Here is a 17,042-nt window from a genome sequence, read left to right as displayed (position 1 = left end):
GGAATGCAGGACGACATCGAGTTCCAGGTGCTGGTCAACGACGAAGGCCAGTACTCCCTCTGGCCGCTGACGAACGAGGTGCCCGCCGGCTGGCGCGCCGACGGCTTCCGCGGCGGCCGCCAGGAGTGCATGGACCACGTCGACGAGGTGTGGACCGACATGCGGCCGCTCAGCCTGCAGCGGCAGATGGCCGCCGACGGCTGAGCCGGCCCACGACCACGGCCCGCCCGGGCCGCACCAACGCGAAAGGCTTCTCGATCGTGCCCTCTTCTTCGACGTTCTTCCAGACCATCCACGTCCCGGCCCAAGACGGTCCGGCCGGGCCCGAGGAAGACCGCCTGCAGCGGCTGCTCGCGGGCCTGGCCCGCAAGCACCGGGTCCCCGCGGCCCAGCTGGCGGTCCACGACGGCGGCCGGACGCGCTCCGTCGCCGTCGGCGACGTCACCGCCGCCGCGAAGTTCCCGGTCGGCTCCATCACGAAGGCGTTCACCGCCGCGCTGGCGATGCTGCTCGTCGCCGACGGCGACCTGGACCCCGGTGACGCGCTCGGGGACCACCTCGCCGACCTCGGCCCCCAGGTCGGCAGACCGACGCTCGCACAGGTCCTGAGCCACACCGGCGGCCTGCCCGCCGCACTCGGCGCCGCCGAGAACACCGGGTCGGCCCGCCGGTACCTGCGGGCGTGCCGCGACGCCGGGCTCGTCCAGCCGCCCGGGCTGGGCTTCTCCTACTCCAACGTCGGGTACGTGCTCACCGGCTACGTGGTCGAGGCCATCACCGGCATGAGCTGGTGGGAGGCGATGGACACGTTGCTGCTGGAGGAGCTCGGGATCGTCCCGGCCTTCGTCGTCGAGCCGGGTTCCCGGCGCCGGGCGGGCACCCACGTCAGCGGGCACGCCGTGCACGCGGTCACCGGGCGCGCCCGGCCGGTCGCGCAGACCCTGAGCGGCGTCGAAGCCGCGGCCGGCGCGCTCGCGCTGAGCGCGGAAGACCTCGTCGCGTTCGGCCGCATGCACGGCGGGGGCGACAGCCCGCTGCCGGCGGACCTGCTCGAGCTGACGCGCCGGCCGGTACCGGGGGCCGAACCCTTCGGCCTGGCCGACGGCTGGGGCCTGGGTCTCGCCACCTACCGCGGGGCCGACGCGGACTGGACCGGGCACGACGGCACCGCCGACGGCACCTCCTGCCACCTGCGCGTGGATCCCGCGCACGATCGCGTCGTCGCGCTCACCACCAACGCGGGCAGCGGCTCGGCGCTGTGGGTGGACCTGGTCGCGGAGTTGCGCGCGGCGGGACTGCCGGTCGGCGACTACGAGCTGCCCGGCGACGGGAAGCGGGCTGCCCGCCCGCCGGCCGAGGTGTCCGGCAGCTACACCAACGGCGACCTCGAGTACCAGGTCGACGTGCGCGACGACGGCGGCGCGGTCCTGGTCGTCGACGGTGAGGTCTACCCGGAGCTGGCGGTACTCGACAACGGGGCGTTCTCGGTGCGCGAGCCCGGCACCGGCCGCCGGATCGTCGGCGGCCGCTTCCTGACCGACCCGGCCACCGGGACCGTCAGTGCGATGCAGGCCGGGGGCCGGGTCGCCCGCCGGCGCCGCAAGGCGTCCTGACCCGACCGCCCCGAACACCCCCGAACACCCCGATCAGTGCTGTGAGGAAAGCGAACATGACCACCTCGAGGAAGAGCCGCATCGACGCGCTGCCCGCCGAGCTGCGCGAGACGCTCAAGCGCCGCCTGGCCGGGCGGGCCGAGCGCACCGACGTCATCGGCCGGGCCTCGCGCGAGGAGGACCTGCCGCTTTCCTTCGCCCAGCAGCGCCTGTGGTTCCTCGACGAGTTCCGGCCGGGGGACGCCGAGTACAACAGCGCGGTCGGGCTGCGGCTCACCGGGCCGCTCGACACGGCGGCCCTCACCGGCGCGCTCGGGGACCTGGTGACCCGTCACGAAGCCCTGCGCACCACCATCAACGACACCGACGACACCGCCGGCACGCCCGTCCAGGTCGTCCACCCGGCCCCGGAGGTCCCGGTGCGGACGGTCGACCTGACGGCCGATCCCGCGCTGCGGCCCGCCGATCTCGACGAGGTGCTGGGCGCCGAGTACGCCCGGCCGTTCGACCTGCGCCGCGGCCCGCTGGTCCGGCTGCTGCTGGTGCGCGTCGCCGAGGAGCACCACGTCCTGCTGCTCACCGCCCACCACGTCGTCACCGACGGCGAGTCGATGGGCATCCTGGTCGCCGAGCTCGGCGCGCTGTACGCGGCCGCTGTGCGCGGCGAACCCGCGGACCTGCCCGAGCCGGCCGTCCAGTACGCGGATTTCGCCGTCTGGCAACGCAACCGGCTCGCCGGGCCGGCCCTGGACCGGCACCTCGCCTACTGGACCACGCAACTGGCCGGCGTCGAGCCGCTCGACCTGCCGGCCGACCGGCCGCGGCCCGCCGTCCGCACGACGGCGGGCGCACTGCACGGCTTCAGCGTGCCCGCCGAGGTCGCCGCCGCGCTCGCCGGCCTCGCCAGGGCTCACGACACGACGCTCTACACCGTGCTGGTCGCGGCCTGCCAGGTGCTGTTCGCCCGGTACACCGGCCGCGACGACATCGCGCTCGGCACCGTCGTCTCCGGCCGGGGGCGGCCGGAACTGGAGCGGACGGTCGGCTTCTTCGTCGACACCGTCGTCGTCCGATCCACAGTGGACAGACGTACGCCGTTCGAAGCGTTCCTCGACGACGTCCGCACGACGGTGCTGGAGTCCTTCGAGCACGCCGAAGCGCCCTTCGAGAAGCTCGTCGAAGCGCTGAAGATCGAGCGTGACCCCAGCCGCAACCCGCTGTTCGACGCCATGGTGCTGCTGCACGGGAGCCCGGCCCGGCAGCCGGACTTCGGCGGGCTGACCGTCGAACCGGTCGAGGTGGCCCGGCGCGCGGCCAACTTCGACCTCACCGTCGAATTCCAGCCGACCGACAACGGCCTCGAAGGGGCGCTGGAGTACAACACCGACCTGTTCGACGAGCGGACCGTCGCCGCGCTGGCCGAGCACCTCACCGTGCTGCTCACCGGCATCGCCGCCGACGCCGCCCGCCCGGTCGGCGAACTGCCGCTGCTGACCGGCGCCGAGCGGCAGCGGGTCGCCGCGTGGAACGACACCGGCCTGGACGTCCCCGAGGCCACCCTCACCGAGCTGTTCGAATCCCGGTCCCGCCGCATCCCGGACGAGACCGCGCTGGTCGCCGGGCCCACCACCCTGAGCTTCGCCGAGCTGAACACCCGCGCCAACCGGCTCGCGCGCCACCTCGTGGCGCTGGGCGCCGGCCCCGAACGGGTCGTCGCGCTCGCGCTGCCCCGCACGGCCGACGCGATCGTCGCGCTGCTCGCCGTGCTGAAGGCGGGCGCGGTGTACCTGCCGATCGACCCGGCCCTGCCCGCCGACCGGATCGAGCTGCTGCTGCGCGACGCCGGCGCCACCCTGGTCGTCACCCACGACGGCGACGAGACCACGCCCGTTCCCGGCGCCGGGCTCGTCCTCGGCACCCCGGAGACCGACGCCGCGCTGGGGGAGTACCCGGGCGCCGACCTGACCGACGCCGACCGCGTCGCGCCGCTGCGCGCGGCCAACACCGCCTACGTCATCTACACCTCCGGCTCCACCGGCCGGCCCAAGGGCGTGGCCGTCCCGCACCGCAACCTCACCAACCTGCTGGTCAACCACCGCAACGACTTCGCCGCCCCGGGACGGCGGCTGCGGGTCGCGCTGACCGCCACCCTGTCGTTCGACACCTCGCTCGAAGGCCCGGTGCTCATGGCCGACGGCCACGAGCTGCACCTCGTCGGCGACGACGTCCGGCTGGACGCGCACGCCCTCGTCGACCACATCGCCGAGCACCGGATCGACTTCCTCGACCTGACCCCGACCTACCTGCGCCGGCTCGTGCCCGCCGGGCTGCTGACCGACCCGCGACACCGCCCGAAGATCCTGATGCTCGGCGGCGAAGCCCTCGACGAGACGCTGTGGCGCGCCCTGTCCGACGCCGAAGTCACCGTGGCGCACAACTTCTACGGCCCCACCGAGTACACAGTGGACGCCGTGTCGTGCCGGGTCGGGGCGACCGCCCGGCCGGTGCTCGGCCGCCCGCTGGCCAACACCCGGGCCCACGTCCTCGACGAGGACTTCCGGCCGGTACCCACCGGTGTCGCGGGCGAACTCTGCCTGGCCGGCGCGCAGCTCGCGCGCGGCTACCTCGGCCGGCCCGGCCGAACCGCCGGCAGTTTCGTCGCGAACCCCTTCGGCGCCCCCGGCGAGCGGATGTACCGCACCGGCGACCGCGTCCGCTGGACCGCGGACGGGCAGCTGGAGTACCTGGGCCGCCTCGACGACCAGGTGAAGATCCGCGGCTTCCGCGTAGAACCCGGCGAGGTCGAGGCCGCGCTGCTGCGCCTGCCCGGCGTCTCCGCGGCCGTCGTCGTCGCCCACCGCGGCGACGACGGGCACGCCCGGCTGGTGGCCTACGTCGTCGCGGCCGGCCCGGCCGCACCGGCCGCCGCCGACCTGCGCCAGGCCCTGCGGGCCACCCTGCCGGACTACCTGGTGCCCTCGGCGTTCGTGCCGATCGACGCCGTTCCCGTGACGCCGCAGGGGAAGGTCGACCGCCGGGCCCTCCCGGCCCCCGGCGTCCCCGAGGACGGCGACCAGGTCTACGTCGCGGCGCGGACCACCGTCGAGCACCAGCTGGTGGCCATCTGGGCCGAGGTGCTCGGCAACGACCGCGTCGGGGTCGAGGACAACTTCTTCGGCCTCGGCGGCGACTCGATCCTGAGCATCCAGGTCGTCGCCCAGGCCCGCCAGGCCGGGCTGCGGCTGACCTCGCGCGACATCTTCCTGCACCAGACCATCGCCGGGCTCGCCACCGTCGTGCAGTCCGCCGCGGCGCTCACCCCGGACGTGACGGCGCCGATCACCGGGCCCGCACCGCTGACCCCGATCCAGCACTGGTTCTTCGGCACCCACGGCCCGCTCGACCACTTCACGATGTCGCAGCTGCTCGAACTGCCCGCCGACGTCGACCACGACGCCCTGCGGACGGCAGTGGACGCGGTCGTCGCCCACCACGAGGCCCTCCGGACCCGGTTCTTCCACCTCGACGGCGAGTGGCGGCAGGAAGTCGTGCCGACGCCGCCGACCGGGGTGCTGTGGAGCCGCGACCTGTCCTCGCTCGGCGAAGCCGGGCAACGCGCCGGGATCGAAGCCGCGGCTGGCCAGGTGCGCGCCGGGCTCGACCTGACGACCGGCGTGGTCGCCGGGGCGGTCCTGCTGGTGCGCGGCACCCGGCCGCCGCTGCTGTTCCTGGCCGTGCACCACCTCGTGGTCGACGGCGTGTCGCTGCGGGTGCTGCTCGCCGACCTCGACACCGCCTACCACCAGGCCCGCACCGGCGCCGCCGTCCGGCTGCCGGCCGCGGGCACGACGTTCACCCGGTGGGCGCACCTGCTGCGCGAGCACGTCCGCTCCGGCGCCTTCGACGGCGACGTCGGGCACTGGACCCGGGTGGCCGGCCGGGTGCCGACGGCGCTGCCGGTCGACCACGACGGCGCCGGCACCGCGGGCTCCACACGCACGCTGACCGTGAGCCTCGGCGCCGGTGACACCGACGCGCTGCTGCACCGGGTCCCCGCGGCCTACCGGACGCAGGTCAACGACGTGCTGCTGAGCGCGCTCGGCCGGGCCTTGGCGGACCGGACCGGGCAGGACGGCGTCCTGCTCGCGCTGGAGGGCCACGGCCGGGAGGACGTCCTCGACGGCGTCGACCTCTCCCGCACGGTCGGCTGGTTCACCACGCAGTTCCCGGTGGCGCTCGACCTGCCGCCGTCGGGGGACTGGGGCACCACCCTCAAGGCGGTCAAGGAGCAGCTGCGGGCCGTCCCGCGCCGCGGCCTCAGCTACGAGGCCCTGCGCCACCTCGCCGCCGCCGACGCGCCCGGCAGCGCGCTGAAGTCCCTGCCGCTGCCCCAGATCTGCTTCAACTACCACGGACGCTGGGACGGCGGAAGCGGCGGCGAGGGGCTCTTCCGCGGCCGGCTCGACGGCGCGGGCGCGGACATCGCGCCGGACCAGGCGAACACCTACCAGCTGGACGTCACCGGGGTCGTCGACGGCGGCGAGCTGTCGCTGACGTGGAGCTACTCCGAGCAGGTCAACAACCGCGAAACGGTGCAGGAGCTGGCCGAGGCGATGCTGGCGGCGCTGCGCGAGATCGTCGCGCACTGCGCGGAGCCCGGCGCCGGCGGCCGCACGCCGTCCGACTTCCCGCTCGCCCGCCTCGATCAGTCCACTGTGGACAGGATCGCCGGCGACGGGCACGACGTCGAAGACGTCTACCCGCTCACCCCGCTGCAGGCGGGCATGCTCTTCCACAGCCTGCTCGACCCGGCCGCCGACGCCTACGTCGACCAGGCCCGGATGCTGCTCGACGGCGTCCGCGACCCGGAGGCGTTCGCGCGGGCCTGGCAGCAGGTGGCCGACCGGACCCCGGTGCTGCGCACCCAGCTGGTCTGGGAGGGTGTCGAGGAACCCCTGCAGGTGGTGCGCCGCCGCGCGGCCGTGCCGATCACCCGTCACGACTGGCGCGGCCTGTCCGAAGACGAGCAGGCCGCCGAGCTGGCGCGGCTCTCGGCCGAGGACGCCGCCGCCGGGATGGACCTGGCCACCGCCCCGCTGATGCGGCTGGCCGTCATCGCGCTGCGCCACGACCGGGTGCTGCTGATGTGGACGTCACACCACATCGTGCTCGACGGCTGGAGCCTGGCCCAGATCTTCACCGAGGTGGTCGAGCAGTACGCGGCCATCACCGGCAGCCGCGTGCCGCGCGTGCCGGCCCACCGCCCGTTCCGCGACTACCTCGCCTGGCTGGCCGCGCAGGACGGCACCGCGGCCGAGGACCACTGGCGCGAGGTGCTGGCCGGGTTCGCCACCCCGACGCCGCTGCCCTGGGACCGGTCACCGGCCCAGGCCCACCGGACCCGGACCGCGCAGCCGGTCCGCGGCTCACTGACGGCCGGGGACACCACCCGCCTGCGCGACGTCGCCCGGCGCCACGGCCTGACCGTCAACACCCTCGTGCAGGGCGCGTGGGCGCTGCTGCTGGCCCACCAGAGCGGCGAGGACGACGTCGTGTTCGGCACGACCGTCTCCGGCCGGCCCGACGACCTGCCCGGCGTCGAGACCATGATCGGGATGTTCATCAACACCATCCCGACGCGTACCCGGATCGACCGCGGCGAGCCGGTGCCGGCCTGGCTGCGGCGGCTGCAGGACGAGCAGAACCGCGCGCGGCGCTTCGACTTCGTCGCCCTCGGGCGGCTGCGCGCGCTCAGCGACGTCCCGGCCGGGCAGAACCTGTTCGACAGCATGGTCGCGTTCGAGAACTACCCGTTCGACGAGCACGCCGCCGCGCGGGCCGGCGTCACCCTGCGCGAGGTGACCGCGCTCGACGCCACCACCTTCCCGATCACCCTGCGCGCCTACGCCGGCGAACAGCTGGGCTTCGAGCTGGCCACCGACCCGGCGCTGTTCGACCCGGCCACCGCCGAGGCCCTGGCCGCCCGGCTGGAAACCCTGCTGCTGGCACTCGCCGAGAACCCGGACCGCACGATCGCCCGGCTGCCGTGGCTCTCGGCCGCCGATCGCGCGCAGCTGCCCGGCGACGCGGACCCGGTTTCGCTGCCCGCGCCGGCCATCACGGACCTGTTCGCCGCCCAGGTCGCCGCGACCCCGGACGCGATCGCCCTCACCGGCGAGGGCACCGCCCTGTCCTACGCCGAACTCAACCGCCGGGCGAACCGGCTGGCGCACCGGCTGGTCGCGCTCGGCGCCGGGCCCGAGCGCTACGTCGCCCTGCGCCTGCCGCGCTCGCCGGAGCAGGTCGTCGCGATCCTCGCCGTGCTCAAGGCCGGGGCCGCCTACCTGCCGATCGACCCGGCCACCCCGGACGAGCGCGTCGAGCGGATGCTGGCCGACACCGCTCCCGTCGCCGTTCTCACCCTCGACGACGTCGACGCGACCGGTCCGGACACCGACCCGCCGCCGCGGTGCGCGCCCGAGCACCCCGCGTACGTCATCTACACCTCCGGCTCGACCGGGCAGCCCAAGGGCGTGGTGATCCCGCACCGCAACGTCACGCGGCTCTTCGCCGCGACCGCCGGCCGGTTCGGCTTCGGCCGTGACGACGTGTGGACGCTGTTCCACAGCTACGCCTTCGACTTCTCCGTCTGGGAAATCTGGGGCCCGCTGCTGCACGGCGGCCGGCTCGTCGTCGTCCCGCACGCCGTGTCCCGCTCACCGCGGGAGTTCCTGCGCCTGCTGGCCGACGAGGGCGTCACCGTGCTCAACCAGACGCCGTCGGCGTTCTACCAGCTGTGCCGCGCCGACGAAGACGACCCCGTCCTCGGCGCCCGGCTCGCACTGCGGCACGTGATCTTCGGCGGCGAGGCGCTCGACACGCGCCGCCTGTCCGGCTGGTTCCGGCGCCACGGCGCCACCGCGCCCCGGCTGGTGAACATGTACGGCATCACCGAGACCACCGTCCACGTAACGCAGCACGACCTGGAGCCCGACGCTCCCGGTCTCGTCGGCGACGTCCTGCCCGACCTGCGCGGGTACGTCCTCGACGCCGACCTGAACCCCGTCCCGGCCGGGGTGCCCGGCGAACTGCACGTCGCCGGGGCCGGCCTGGCCCGCGGCTACCTCGGCCGTCCCGGGCTGACCGCCGCCCGGTTCGTCGCCGACCCGTTCGGCGCGCCCGGGTCCCGGATGTACCGCTCCGGGGACCTGGTGTCCCGCACCGGAAGCGGCGCGCTGCGCTACCGCGGCCGCGCCGACCAGCAGGTCAAGATCCGCGGCTTCCGCATCGAACCGGGCGAGATCGAGGCCACCCTGCTCGCGCTGCCGGAGGTCGGCTCGGCGGCCGTCCTCGCCCGCGAGGACGAGCCCGGCCGCAAGCGCCTGGTCGCCTACGTCGTCGCGGCCGACCCGCAGGACCCGCCGAGCGCGGCCCTGCTGCGCGAGCGGCTGGCCCGGACCTTGCCCGAGTACATGGTGCCCTCGGCCTTCGTCACGATCGACACGATGCCGTTGACGCGCAACGGAAAGCTCGACCACCGCGCGTTGCCCGCCCCGGCCGCCGCCGGTCCGGCGGGCGCGGAGTTCGTCGAGCCGCGCACCGACGCCGAACGCACGGTCGCCGCGGTCGTGGCCGCCACCCTCGGCCTGGACCGCGTCGGGGCCGAAGACAGTTTCTTCGAGCTGGGCGGGGATTCCATCCTCAGCATCCGGCTGGCCTCCGCGCTGCGCGACGCCCTCGGCGTCGACGTCTCCCCGCGCAGCGTGTTCGACACCCCGACGGTCGAAGGGCTCGCGGCGAGCCTGGCCACCGCGCCGGTCGCCGTCGCGGCGATCCCGCCGGTGAGCCGCGAGCACGACCTGCCGCTGTCGTTCGCCCAGCAGCGCCTGTGGTTCCTCGAGGAGTTCGCCCCGGGCAGCACCGACCACGTCACCGTCTTCGGCGTGCGGCTGCGCGGTGACCTGCGGGCCGACGCCCTCGCCGCGGCCCTGACCACCCTGATCGCCCGGCACGAGTCCCTGCGCACCACCTTCGCCGTCACCGACGGCCGGCCCCGCCAGATCGTCGGCGAGCCGTGGGAACCGGCGTTGCCCGTCACCGACCTCTCCGACGACCCCGGGAGCCTGCACCGGCTGCTCGCCGAGGACCTCGCCCGGCCGTTCGACCTGACCCGCGGCCCGCTGCTGCGTGCCCGGCTCGCCCGCGTCGCCCCGGACGACCACGCGCTCGTCCTGTCCCTGCACCACATCATCACCGACGGCTGGTCGATGGGCGTGCTCGTCGGCGAACTGGCCGCCCTCTACGGCAACGAGCACACCGAGCTGCCCGTGCTGCCGATCCGGTACGCGGACTTCGCCGCGTGGCAACGAGAACTTCCGGTCGACGACCAGCTCGGCTTCTGGCGCCGTCAGCTCGACGGCCTGCGCCCGCTCGACCTGCCCACCGACCGCCCCCGGCCGGTCATCCGGACGCCGCACGGCGCCGAGCGCGAGTTCACCCTCGGCGCCGAACCGCTCGCCGGCCTGCGCCGGCTGGCCGCCGACCGGGACACGACCCTGTTCACCGCCCTGGCCGCGGCCTGCCAGCTGGTGCTGCGCCGCTGGTCCGGGCAGGACGACGTCGCCGTCGGCACGATCACCTCCGGCCGCGACCACCCCGAGGTGCAGCACCTGGTCGGGATGTTCGTCAACACCGTGGTGCTGCGGTCACAGCTGGACGGGCAGCAGGACTTCGGGGAGGTGCTCACCGCCGTCCGCCGGACGGTCCTGGACGCGTTCGCCCACCAGGACGTGCCGTTCGAGCGGATCGTGGACGAGCTGAGCCCCGAGCGCGACACCGGCCGCACGCCGCTGTTCGAGGTGCTGGTGACCCTGCAGAACGCCGGCAACCGGCTGCCCGCCCTCGCCGGGCTCGCCGCGAGCGACCTCGACCTGCCGATGACCACCGCGGGCTTCGACCTCAGCATCGAGTTCGAAGAACGCCCCGACGGCTTGCGTGGCCTGCTGAACTACCGCACCGACCTGTTCGACGCGGCCACGATGAGCCGCTTCGCCGAGCACCTGACGGTGCTGCTCACCGCCGTCGCGGCCGACCCCACCCGGCCCGTCGACACGCTGCCGCTGCTGCCCGCGGCCGAACACGACCTGGTCGTCGGGACCTGGAACGCCACCGACCGCCCGACTCCCGGCGCCACCGTGACCGAGCTGTTCGAGGCGCAGGCCGCGCGCACCCCGCACGCGACCGCGCTGGTCTGCGGCGATACCGCGCTGAGCTTCGCCGAACTGAACAGCCGGGCGAACCGGCTCGCTCGCGACCTCGTCGGCCGCGGTGCGGGTCCGGAGCGCTTCGTCGCCGTTTCCCTGCCCCGGTCCGCGGACCTCGTCGTCACGTTCCTGGCCGTGCTCAAGGCCGGGGCCGTCCTGCTCTACCTGGACCCCGAACTGCCTTCCGTGCGCAGGGAAGCACTGCTCGCCGACACTCGGCCGGTCGTCGTGGTCACCGAACCGATCTCCGCCTCCGACTCGGTGTCCGATGTGGACCTCACCGACGCCGGCCGCCTCGAGCCGCTCAGGCTCGACAACGCGGCCTACACGATCTACACCTCCGGCTCGACCGGCGTGCCCAAGGGCGTCGTCGTCAGCCACCGCGCCCTGGCCAACCTGGCCGCCGACCACGCCGGCGCCTTCGCCGCCGCGGCCGGGAAGGACCGCCTGCGGGTCGCACTGACCGCCGCGTTCTCCTTCGACGCGTCCTGGGAAGCGCTGCTGCTGATGCTCACCGCCGGGCACGAACTGCACGTCGTCGACGGCGACACCCGCCTCGACCCCGCGCTGCTCGCCGGTTACGTGGCCGACCGCGGGATCGACCTGGTCAACTCGACACCGTCGTTCGTCCGGCACCTGCTCGACGCGAGCGAGCACCGGCCGCCGGTCCTGCTGCTGGGCGGAGAGCCCGTCGGCGACGCGCTGTGGCGCGAACTCGGGGCGACCGACGGCGTCACGGCGTTCAACATCTACGGCCCCACCGAATGCACGGTCGACGCGACCCTCGCCCGGATCGGCGGGACCGGGCGCGAGACGATCGGCCGCCCGGTCGGCAACGTGCGGGCCTACGTCCTCGACGACCGGCTGCGCCCGGCGCCGATCGGCGTCCCCGGCGAGCTGTACCTGGCGGGCACCCAGCTCGCCCGCGGGTACCTCGACCGGCCCGGGACGACCGCGGAGAAGTTCCTGCCGAACCCCTTCGGTGCGCCGGGAAACCGGATGTACGCCACCGGTGACCGCGCCCGCTGGACCCGCGACGGAAACCTGGAGTACCTCGGCCGCGCCGACGACCAGGTCAAGATCCGCGGCTTCCGGATCGAGCCCGGCGAGGTCGAGACGGCCCTGCGCGCCTTGCCGGAGGTCGCCGACGCGGTCGTCGTGGCTCGCCACGACGACGGCCACGCCCGTCTCGTCGCCTACGTCGTCACGACGGGCGAGCCGGGCGACCTGCGGACCCGGCTGAAGGCGAGCCTGCCCGACCACCTGGTGCCCACGGTGTTCGTGCGGCTCGACCGGCTCCCGCTGGCCGCCAGCGGCAAGGTCGACCGCGGCGCGCTGCCCGCGCCCGCCCCGATCGTGACCCCGGCCGCCGGCCGGATCGCGCCGCGGACGCCGGCCGAGGAGCTGCTGGCGTCGATCTGGGCCGACGTCCTCGGCGTCGAGCAGCCGGGCGTGGCGGACAACTTCTTCGCGCTGGGCGGGGATTCCATCCTGAGCATCCAGGTCGTGTCCCGGGCCCGGCAGCACGGCCTGCGCCTGACCTCCAAGGACGTCTTCCGGCACCAGAACATCGCCGAGCTGGCGCTGGTCGCCGGCACGGACGGGCCCGCCGGTCCCGAAGCGGCTTTCACGGGCCCGGCCCCGCTGACCCCGATCCAGCAGTGGCTCTTCGACACCGGCAACGACCGGTTCACGATGTCCACGGTGGCCGAACTCGACCCCGACCTGGACGTCCCGGCCCTCACCACCGCCCTCGACGCCGTCCTGTCCCGCCACGAAGCCCTGCGCACCCGGTTCACCCACCACCGCGACGGCTGGCGGCAGGAGTCCCGCGCCGACGCGCGGATCCCCGCGCTCCGCCGGATCTGTTTGTCCACTGTGGACTCGGAGGCCGACCAGGCGATGCGCGCCGCCGCGGCCGAAGCACGCGCCTCCCTGAGCGTCGGGGACGGCCCGCTCGTGGCGGCCGTCCTGTTCACCTTCGGCCCGGCGCGGCCGCCGTCCCTGCTGCTGGTCGTCCACCACCTGGTGGTCGACGGCGTTTCGTGGCGGATCCTGCTCGCCGACCTCGAAACCGCGTACCGCCAGGTGCTCGCGGGCCGCCCGATCGACCTCGGGCCCGGGACGACGAGCTACTTCCGCTGGGCCGACCGCCTCGCCGCGCACGTCCGCGGCGGCGGCCTCGACGCCGAACTGCCCTACTGGACCGGGGTGCTCGACGGTCCCGCCGCGGACCTGCCGGTCGACGCGGCGGGGGAGAACACCGCTACCCGCACGGTCACCGCGAGCCTGGACGCCGCCACCACCGACGCCCTGCTGCGCCAGGTCCCCGACGTCTACCGCACGCAGGTCAACGACGTCCTGCTCAGCGCACTGGGCCGGGTTTTGGCCCGGTGGACCGGATCCGAGCGGGTCCTGGTCGCGCTGGAAGGGCACGGCCGTGAGGAGCTCTTCGACGACCTCGACCTGTCCCGCACGGTCGGCTGGTTCACCGCCGAGTTCCCCGTCGCGCTCACTCTCCCGGAGACCGAGGACTGGGGGCCGACGCTGAAGGCGGTCAAGGAACAGCTGCGGGCCGTGCCCGGCAAGGGCCTCGGCTACGGTGCGCTGAGCCGGCTCGTGCCGGACTCGCCCCTGCGCGGCGGCCGCACCCCGCAGATCTCGCTGAACTACCTCGGGCAGTGGACCGCCGCCGGCGATGACGGCGGCCTCTACCGGGGCTTCGGCGGCGTCCTGGGCGAAGACGACGTCCGGCCCCGCGGTCACCTGCTCGACGTCGTCGGCATCGTCGAGAGCGGCCGGCTGGAACTCGCCTGGACGTATTCCCCCGGCGTGCACCGCGAAAGCACCGTGCGAGACCTCGCCGAGCAGGTCACCGCGGCGCTGCGCGAGATCGTCGCGCACTGCGCCACCCCCGGGGCCGGCGGCCGCACCCCCGCGGACTTCCCGCTCGCCCGGCTGAGCCAGCGCGAACTGGACGTCGTGGCCGGCGACGGCCGGGGCGTCGCGGACGTCTACCCGCTGACGCCGCTGCAGGCCGGCATGGTGTTCCACACGCTGTTCGACAGCGGCTCCCCGGCCTACTTCGAACAGGTCCGTGTGCGCCTCGCCGGGGTCACCGACCCCGCCGGGCTCGCCGCGGCCTGGCAGCGGGTGGTGGACCGCACGCCGGTGCTGCGGACCCGGCTGGTCCTGACCGGCGTCGAGGAGCCCGTCCAGGTGGTGGACCGCGCGGCCACCCTGCCGGTCACCCACCACGACCTGCGCGACCTCGACCCGGAAGCGCGCGAGAACGCCGTGCGCGAGTTGCTCGAAGCCGACCGCGCGGTGCCGTTCGACCTGGGCCGGGCCCCGTTGACCCGGCTGGCGATCGCCGCGCTGCCCGCCGACGAGGTCGACTTGGTCTGGACCTCCCACCACGTCCTGCTCGACGGCTGGAGCGCCGCCCAGGTCTTCGCCGAAGCGTGCGAGCAGTACGCCGCCACGGCGTCGGGCGCCCGGCCGGGCCTGGTCACCCGCCGCCCGTACCGCGACTACCTCGGCTGGCTGGCCGGTCGCGACCAGACCCGCGCCGACGAGTTCTGGCGCGTCACGCTGGCCGGTTTCGACGCCCCGACCGCGGTGCCCTACGACCGCCCGCCGGCCGAGGCCCACCGGTCCCGCTCCACCGATTCCGTCCGCACCGAGCTGGCCCCGGCCGCGACGCTGCGGCTGCGCGAGTTCGCCCGGACCCACGGCCTCACCGTCAACACGGTCGTGCAGGGCGCCTGGGCGCTGCTGCTGTCGCTGCTGTCCGGCGACCGGGACGTCGTGTTCGGCACCACCGTCTCCGGCCGCCCGGCCGACCTGGCCGGCGTCGAAACGATGATCGGCATGTTCATCAACACCGTTCCCACCCGCGTCCGCCTCGACGGCTCCCGGTCCGTCGCGGCGTGGCTGGGGGAGCTGCAGGCGGCCCAGAGCGAAGCGCGCGACCACGACTTCGTGTCGCTGGGCCGGCTGCGGCCGCTCAGCGACGTCGCCGCCGGGCAGAACCTGTTCGACAGCATGGTGGTGTTCGAGAACTACCCGATCAGCGAGCCCGCCACCACGGGCGCGCCCCGGGTCGTCGAGGTCGCGTCGGCCGACGCCACCAACTTCCCGCTGTGCCTGCGCGCTTCCCTCGACGAGGGGCTCGCGCTCGACCTCGCCTACGACCCGGCACTGTTCGACGCCCGCTCGATCACGGCCATGACCGACCGGCTCGGCCTGCTGCTCGACGCCGTCACGGCCGATCCCGCCCGGCCGCTGGCCCGGCTGCCGTGGGTCGAGGGCGCCGAACGCGCCCAGGTGCTCGCCGACGCCCACGGCGCGGGCGCGCCCGCGCCCGCCGCGACGGTGCCGGCGTTGTTCGCCGACCAGGTGCGGCGCCGGCCGGACGCCCCCGCGGTCGTCGCCGGCGACCGGACCCTGAGCTACGCCGAGCTGGACGAGCGGGCGAACCACCTCGCGCACCGGCTGATCGAGCTGGGCGTCGGCGCCGAGGACCGCGTCGGGCTGCTGCTGGAACCGTCGGTGGACCACGTCGTCGCCGAGCTGGCCGTGCTCAAGGCGGCCGCGGCCTACGTGCCGCTGGACACCCGTGCCCCGCACGAGCGGCTGCGGGCCGTGCTGGCCGAGGCCGCGGTGACGGTCGTGGTGGCCGGGCCGACCTGGGTGACCACCGCCGAGTCCGTCCACAGTGGACCCACGATGGCGGTGGGCGGGCCGCGGTCCTCCTCGGCGCCGGAGCGCGCGATCGATCCCGGCAGCCTCGCCTACGTGATGTACACGTCGGGCTCGACCGGGACGCCCAAGGGGGTCGCGGTGTGCCACCGGGACATCACCGCGCTGGCCCAGGACTCGAGGTTCGCCGGTGACGCCCACGCCCGGGTGCTGGCCCACTCGCCGCTGGCCTTCGACGCCGCCACCTACGAGCTGTGGGTTCCGCTGCTCTCCGGTGGGGCCACCGTCCTGCCCGACGGTCCCGACCTGACCGTGGAATCGTTGCGGCGCGCGGTGTCCGCGCACGGCGTGACGGCGGCCTGGCTGACCGCGGGCCTGTTCCGGCTCCTCGCCCACGACGCCCCGGATGCCCTGCGCGGCCTGCGCGAGGTGTGGACCGGTGGCGACGTCGTCCCGCCGGCGGCGGTGCGAGCGGTCCAGGCCGCGTGCCCCGGCCTCGTCGTGGTCGACGGTTACGGCCCCACCGAGACGACGACGTTCGCGACGTCCTTCCGGCTGAGCGCGGACGTGCCCGAGCCGATCCCGATCGGCCGCCCGCTCGACGGCGTCCGCGCCTACGTCCTCGACCGCGACCTGCGGCCGCTGCCGGCCGGCGCGCCGGGCGAGCTGTGCCTCGCCGGGCCCGGCCTGGCCCGTGGTTACCTCGGCCGCCCGGGCGCGACCGCCGACCGGTTCGTCGCCGACCCGTTCGGCGCGCCGGGGGAGCGGATGTACCGCACGGGCGACGTCGTCCGCCGCGACGCCGACGGCGAACTGGTGTTCCTCGGCCGCTCCGACGACCAGGTCAAGCTGCGCGGGTTCCGGATCGAGCCCGCCGAGGTGGAAACGGTGCTGGCCGCCCACCCGGCGGTCGCGCAGGCGATCGCCACGGTCCACACCGACGCCGCCGGCACCCGGCGGCTGGTCGCCCACGTCGTCGCCACCCCGGGGCGCACCGCCGACCCGGCCGCGCTGCGCGCGCACGCCGCCGAGACCCTGCCCGAGTACATGGTGCCCGCGGTCGTCACCGTCCTGCCCGCTCTTCCGTTGAACCGCAACGGAAAGGTCGACCGCCGCGCGCTGCCCGCGCCGGACGGCCCGATCCCGGCCCAGCGGGCCCACGTCCCACCCGCCACGGTGACCGAGCAGACCGTCGCCGAAATCTGGCAGCGGCTGCTCGGCGCCGGCCGGGTCGGCGCACAGGACAACTTCTTCGAGCTCGGCGGTGACTCGATCCTCAGCATCCGGCTCGTTTCCCGGCTGCTGGCCGAGTTCGCCGTGTCGATGTCGCCGCGCGCGGTGTTCGCGCACCCGACGGTGGCCCGGCTGGCCGCGGCGATCGACACCGTGGGCGCCGCCCGCACCGCCGCCGACCCGATCCCCGCCGTGCCCCGCGACCGGCCGCTGCCGCAGTCCTTCGCCC

The 17,042-nt window shown here is 74.9% G+C and carries 3 protein-coding genes; all 3 read left to right on the top strand.

Features of this window, described 5'->3' with window-relative positions; genetic code table 11:
• The first annotated feature begins 3 nt into the window (after positions 1–3).
• Positions 4–204: an MbtH family protein gene (locus ACGFMK_RS35535; protein ID WP_392772834.1), complete on the top strand. Its 201-nt coding sequence runs from the start codon at positions 4–6 to the stop codon at positions 202–204.
• Positions 205–260: 56 nt separating this feature from the next.
• The gene (locus ACGFMK_RS35530; protein WP_392772832.1) at positions 261–1,613 is read left to right on the top strand and encodes a serine hydrolase domain-containing protein; all 1,353 of its coding nucleotides are present in this window, start codon (positions 261–263) and stop codon (positions 1,611–1,613) included.
• 56 nt (positions 1,614–1,669) lie between these two features.
• Positions 1,670–17,042 (top strand): amino acid adenylation domain-containing protein (locus ACGFMK_RS35525; RefSeq protein WP_392772829.1); only part of this gene is annotated, 15,373 nt, incomplete at its 3' end.

It is taken from the genome of Amycolatopsis sp. NPDC049252 (assembly GCF_043197175.1).
In the GTDB taxonomy this organism is placed as follows: Bacteria; Actinomycetota; Actinomycetes; order Mycobacteriales; family Pseudonocardiaceae; genus Amycolatopsis.
The sequence above is the reverse complement of the archived record's forward strand: the minus strand, read 5'-3'. Positions and strand labels throughout refer to the sequence as shown.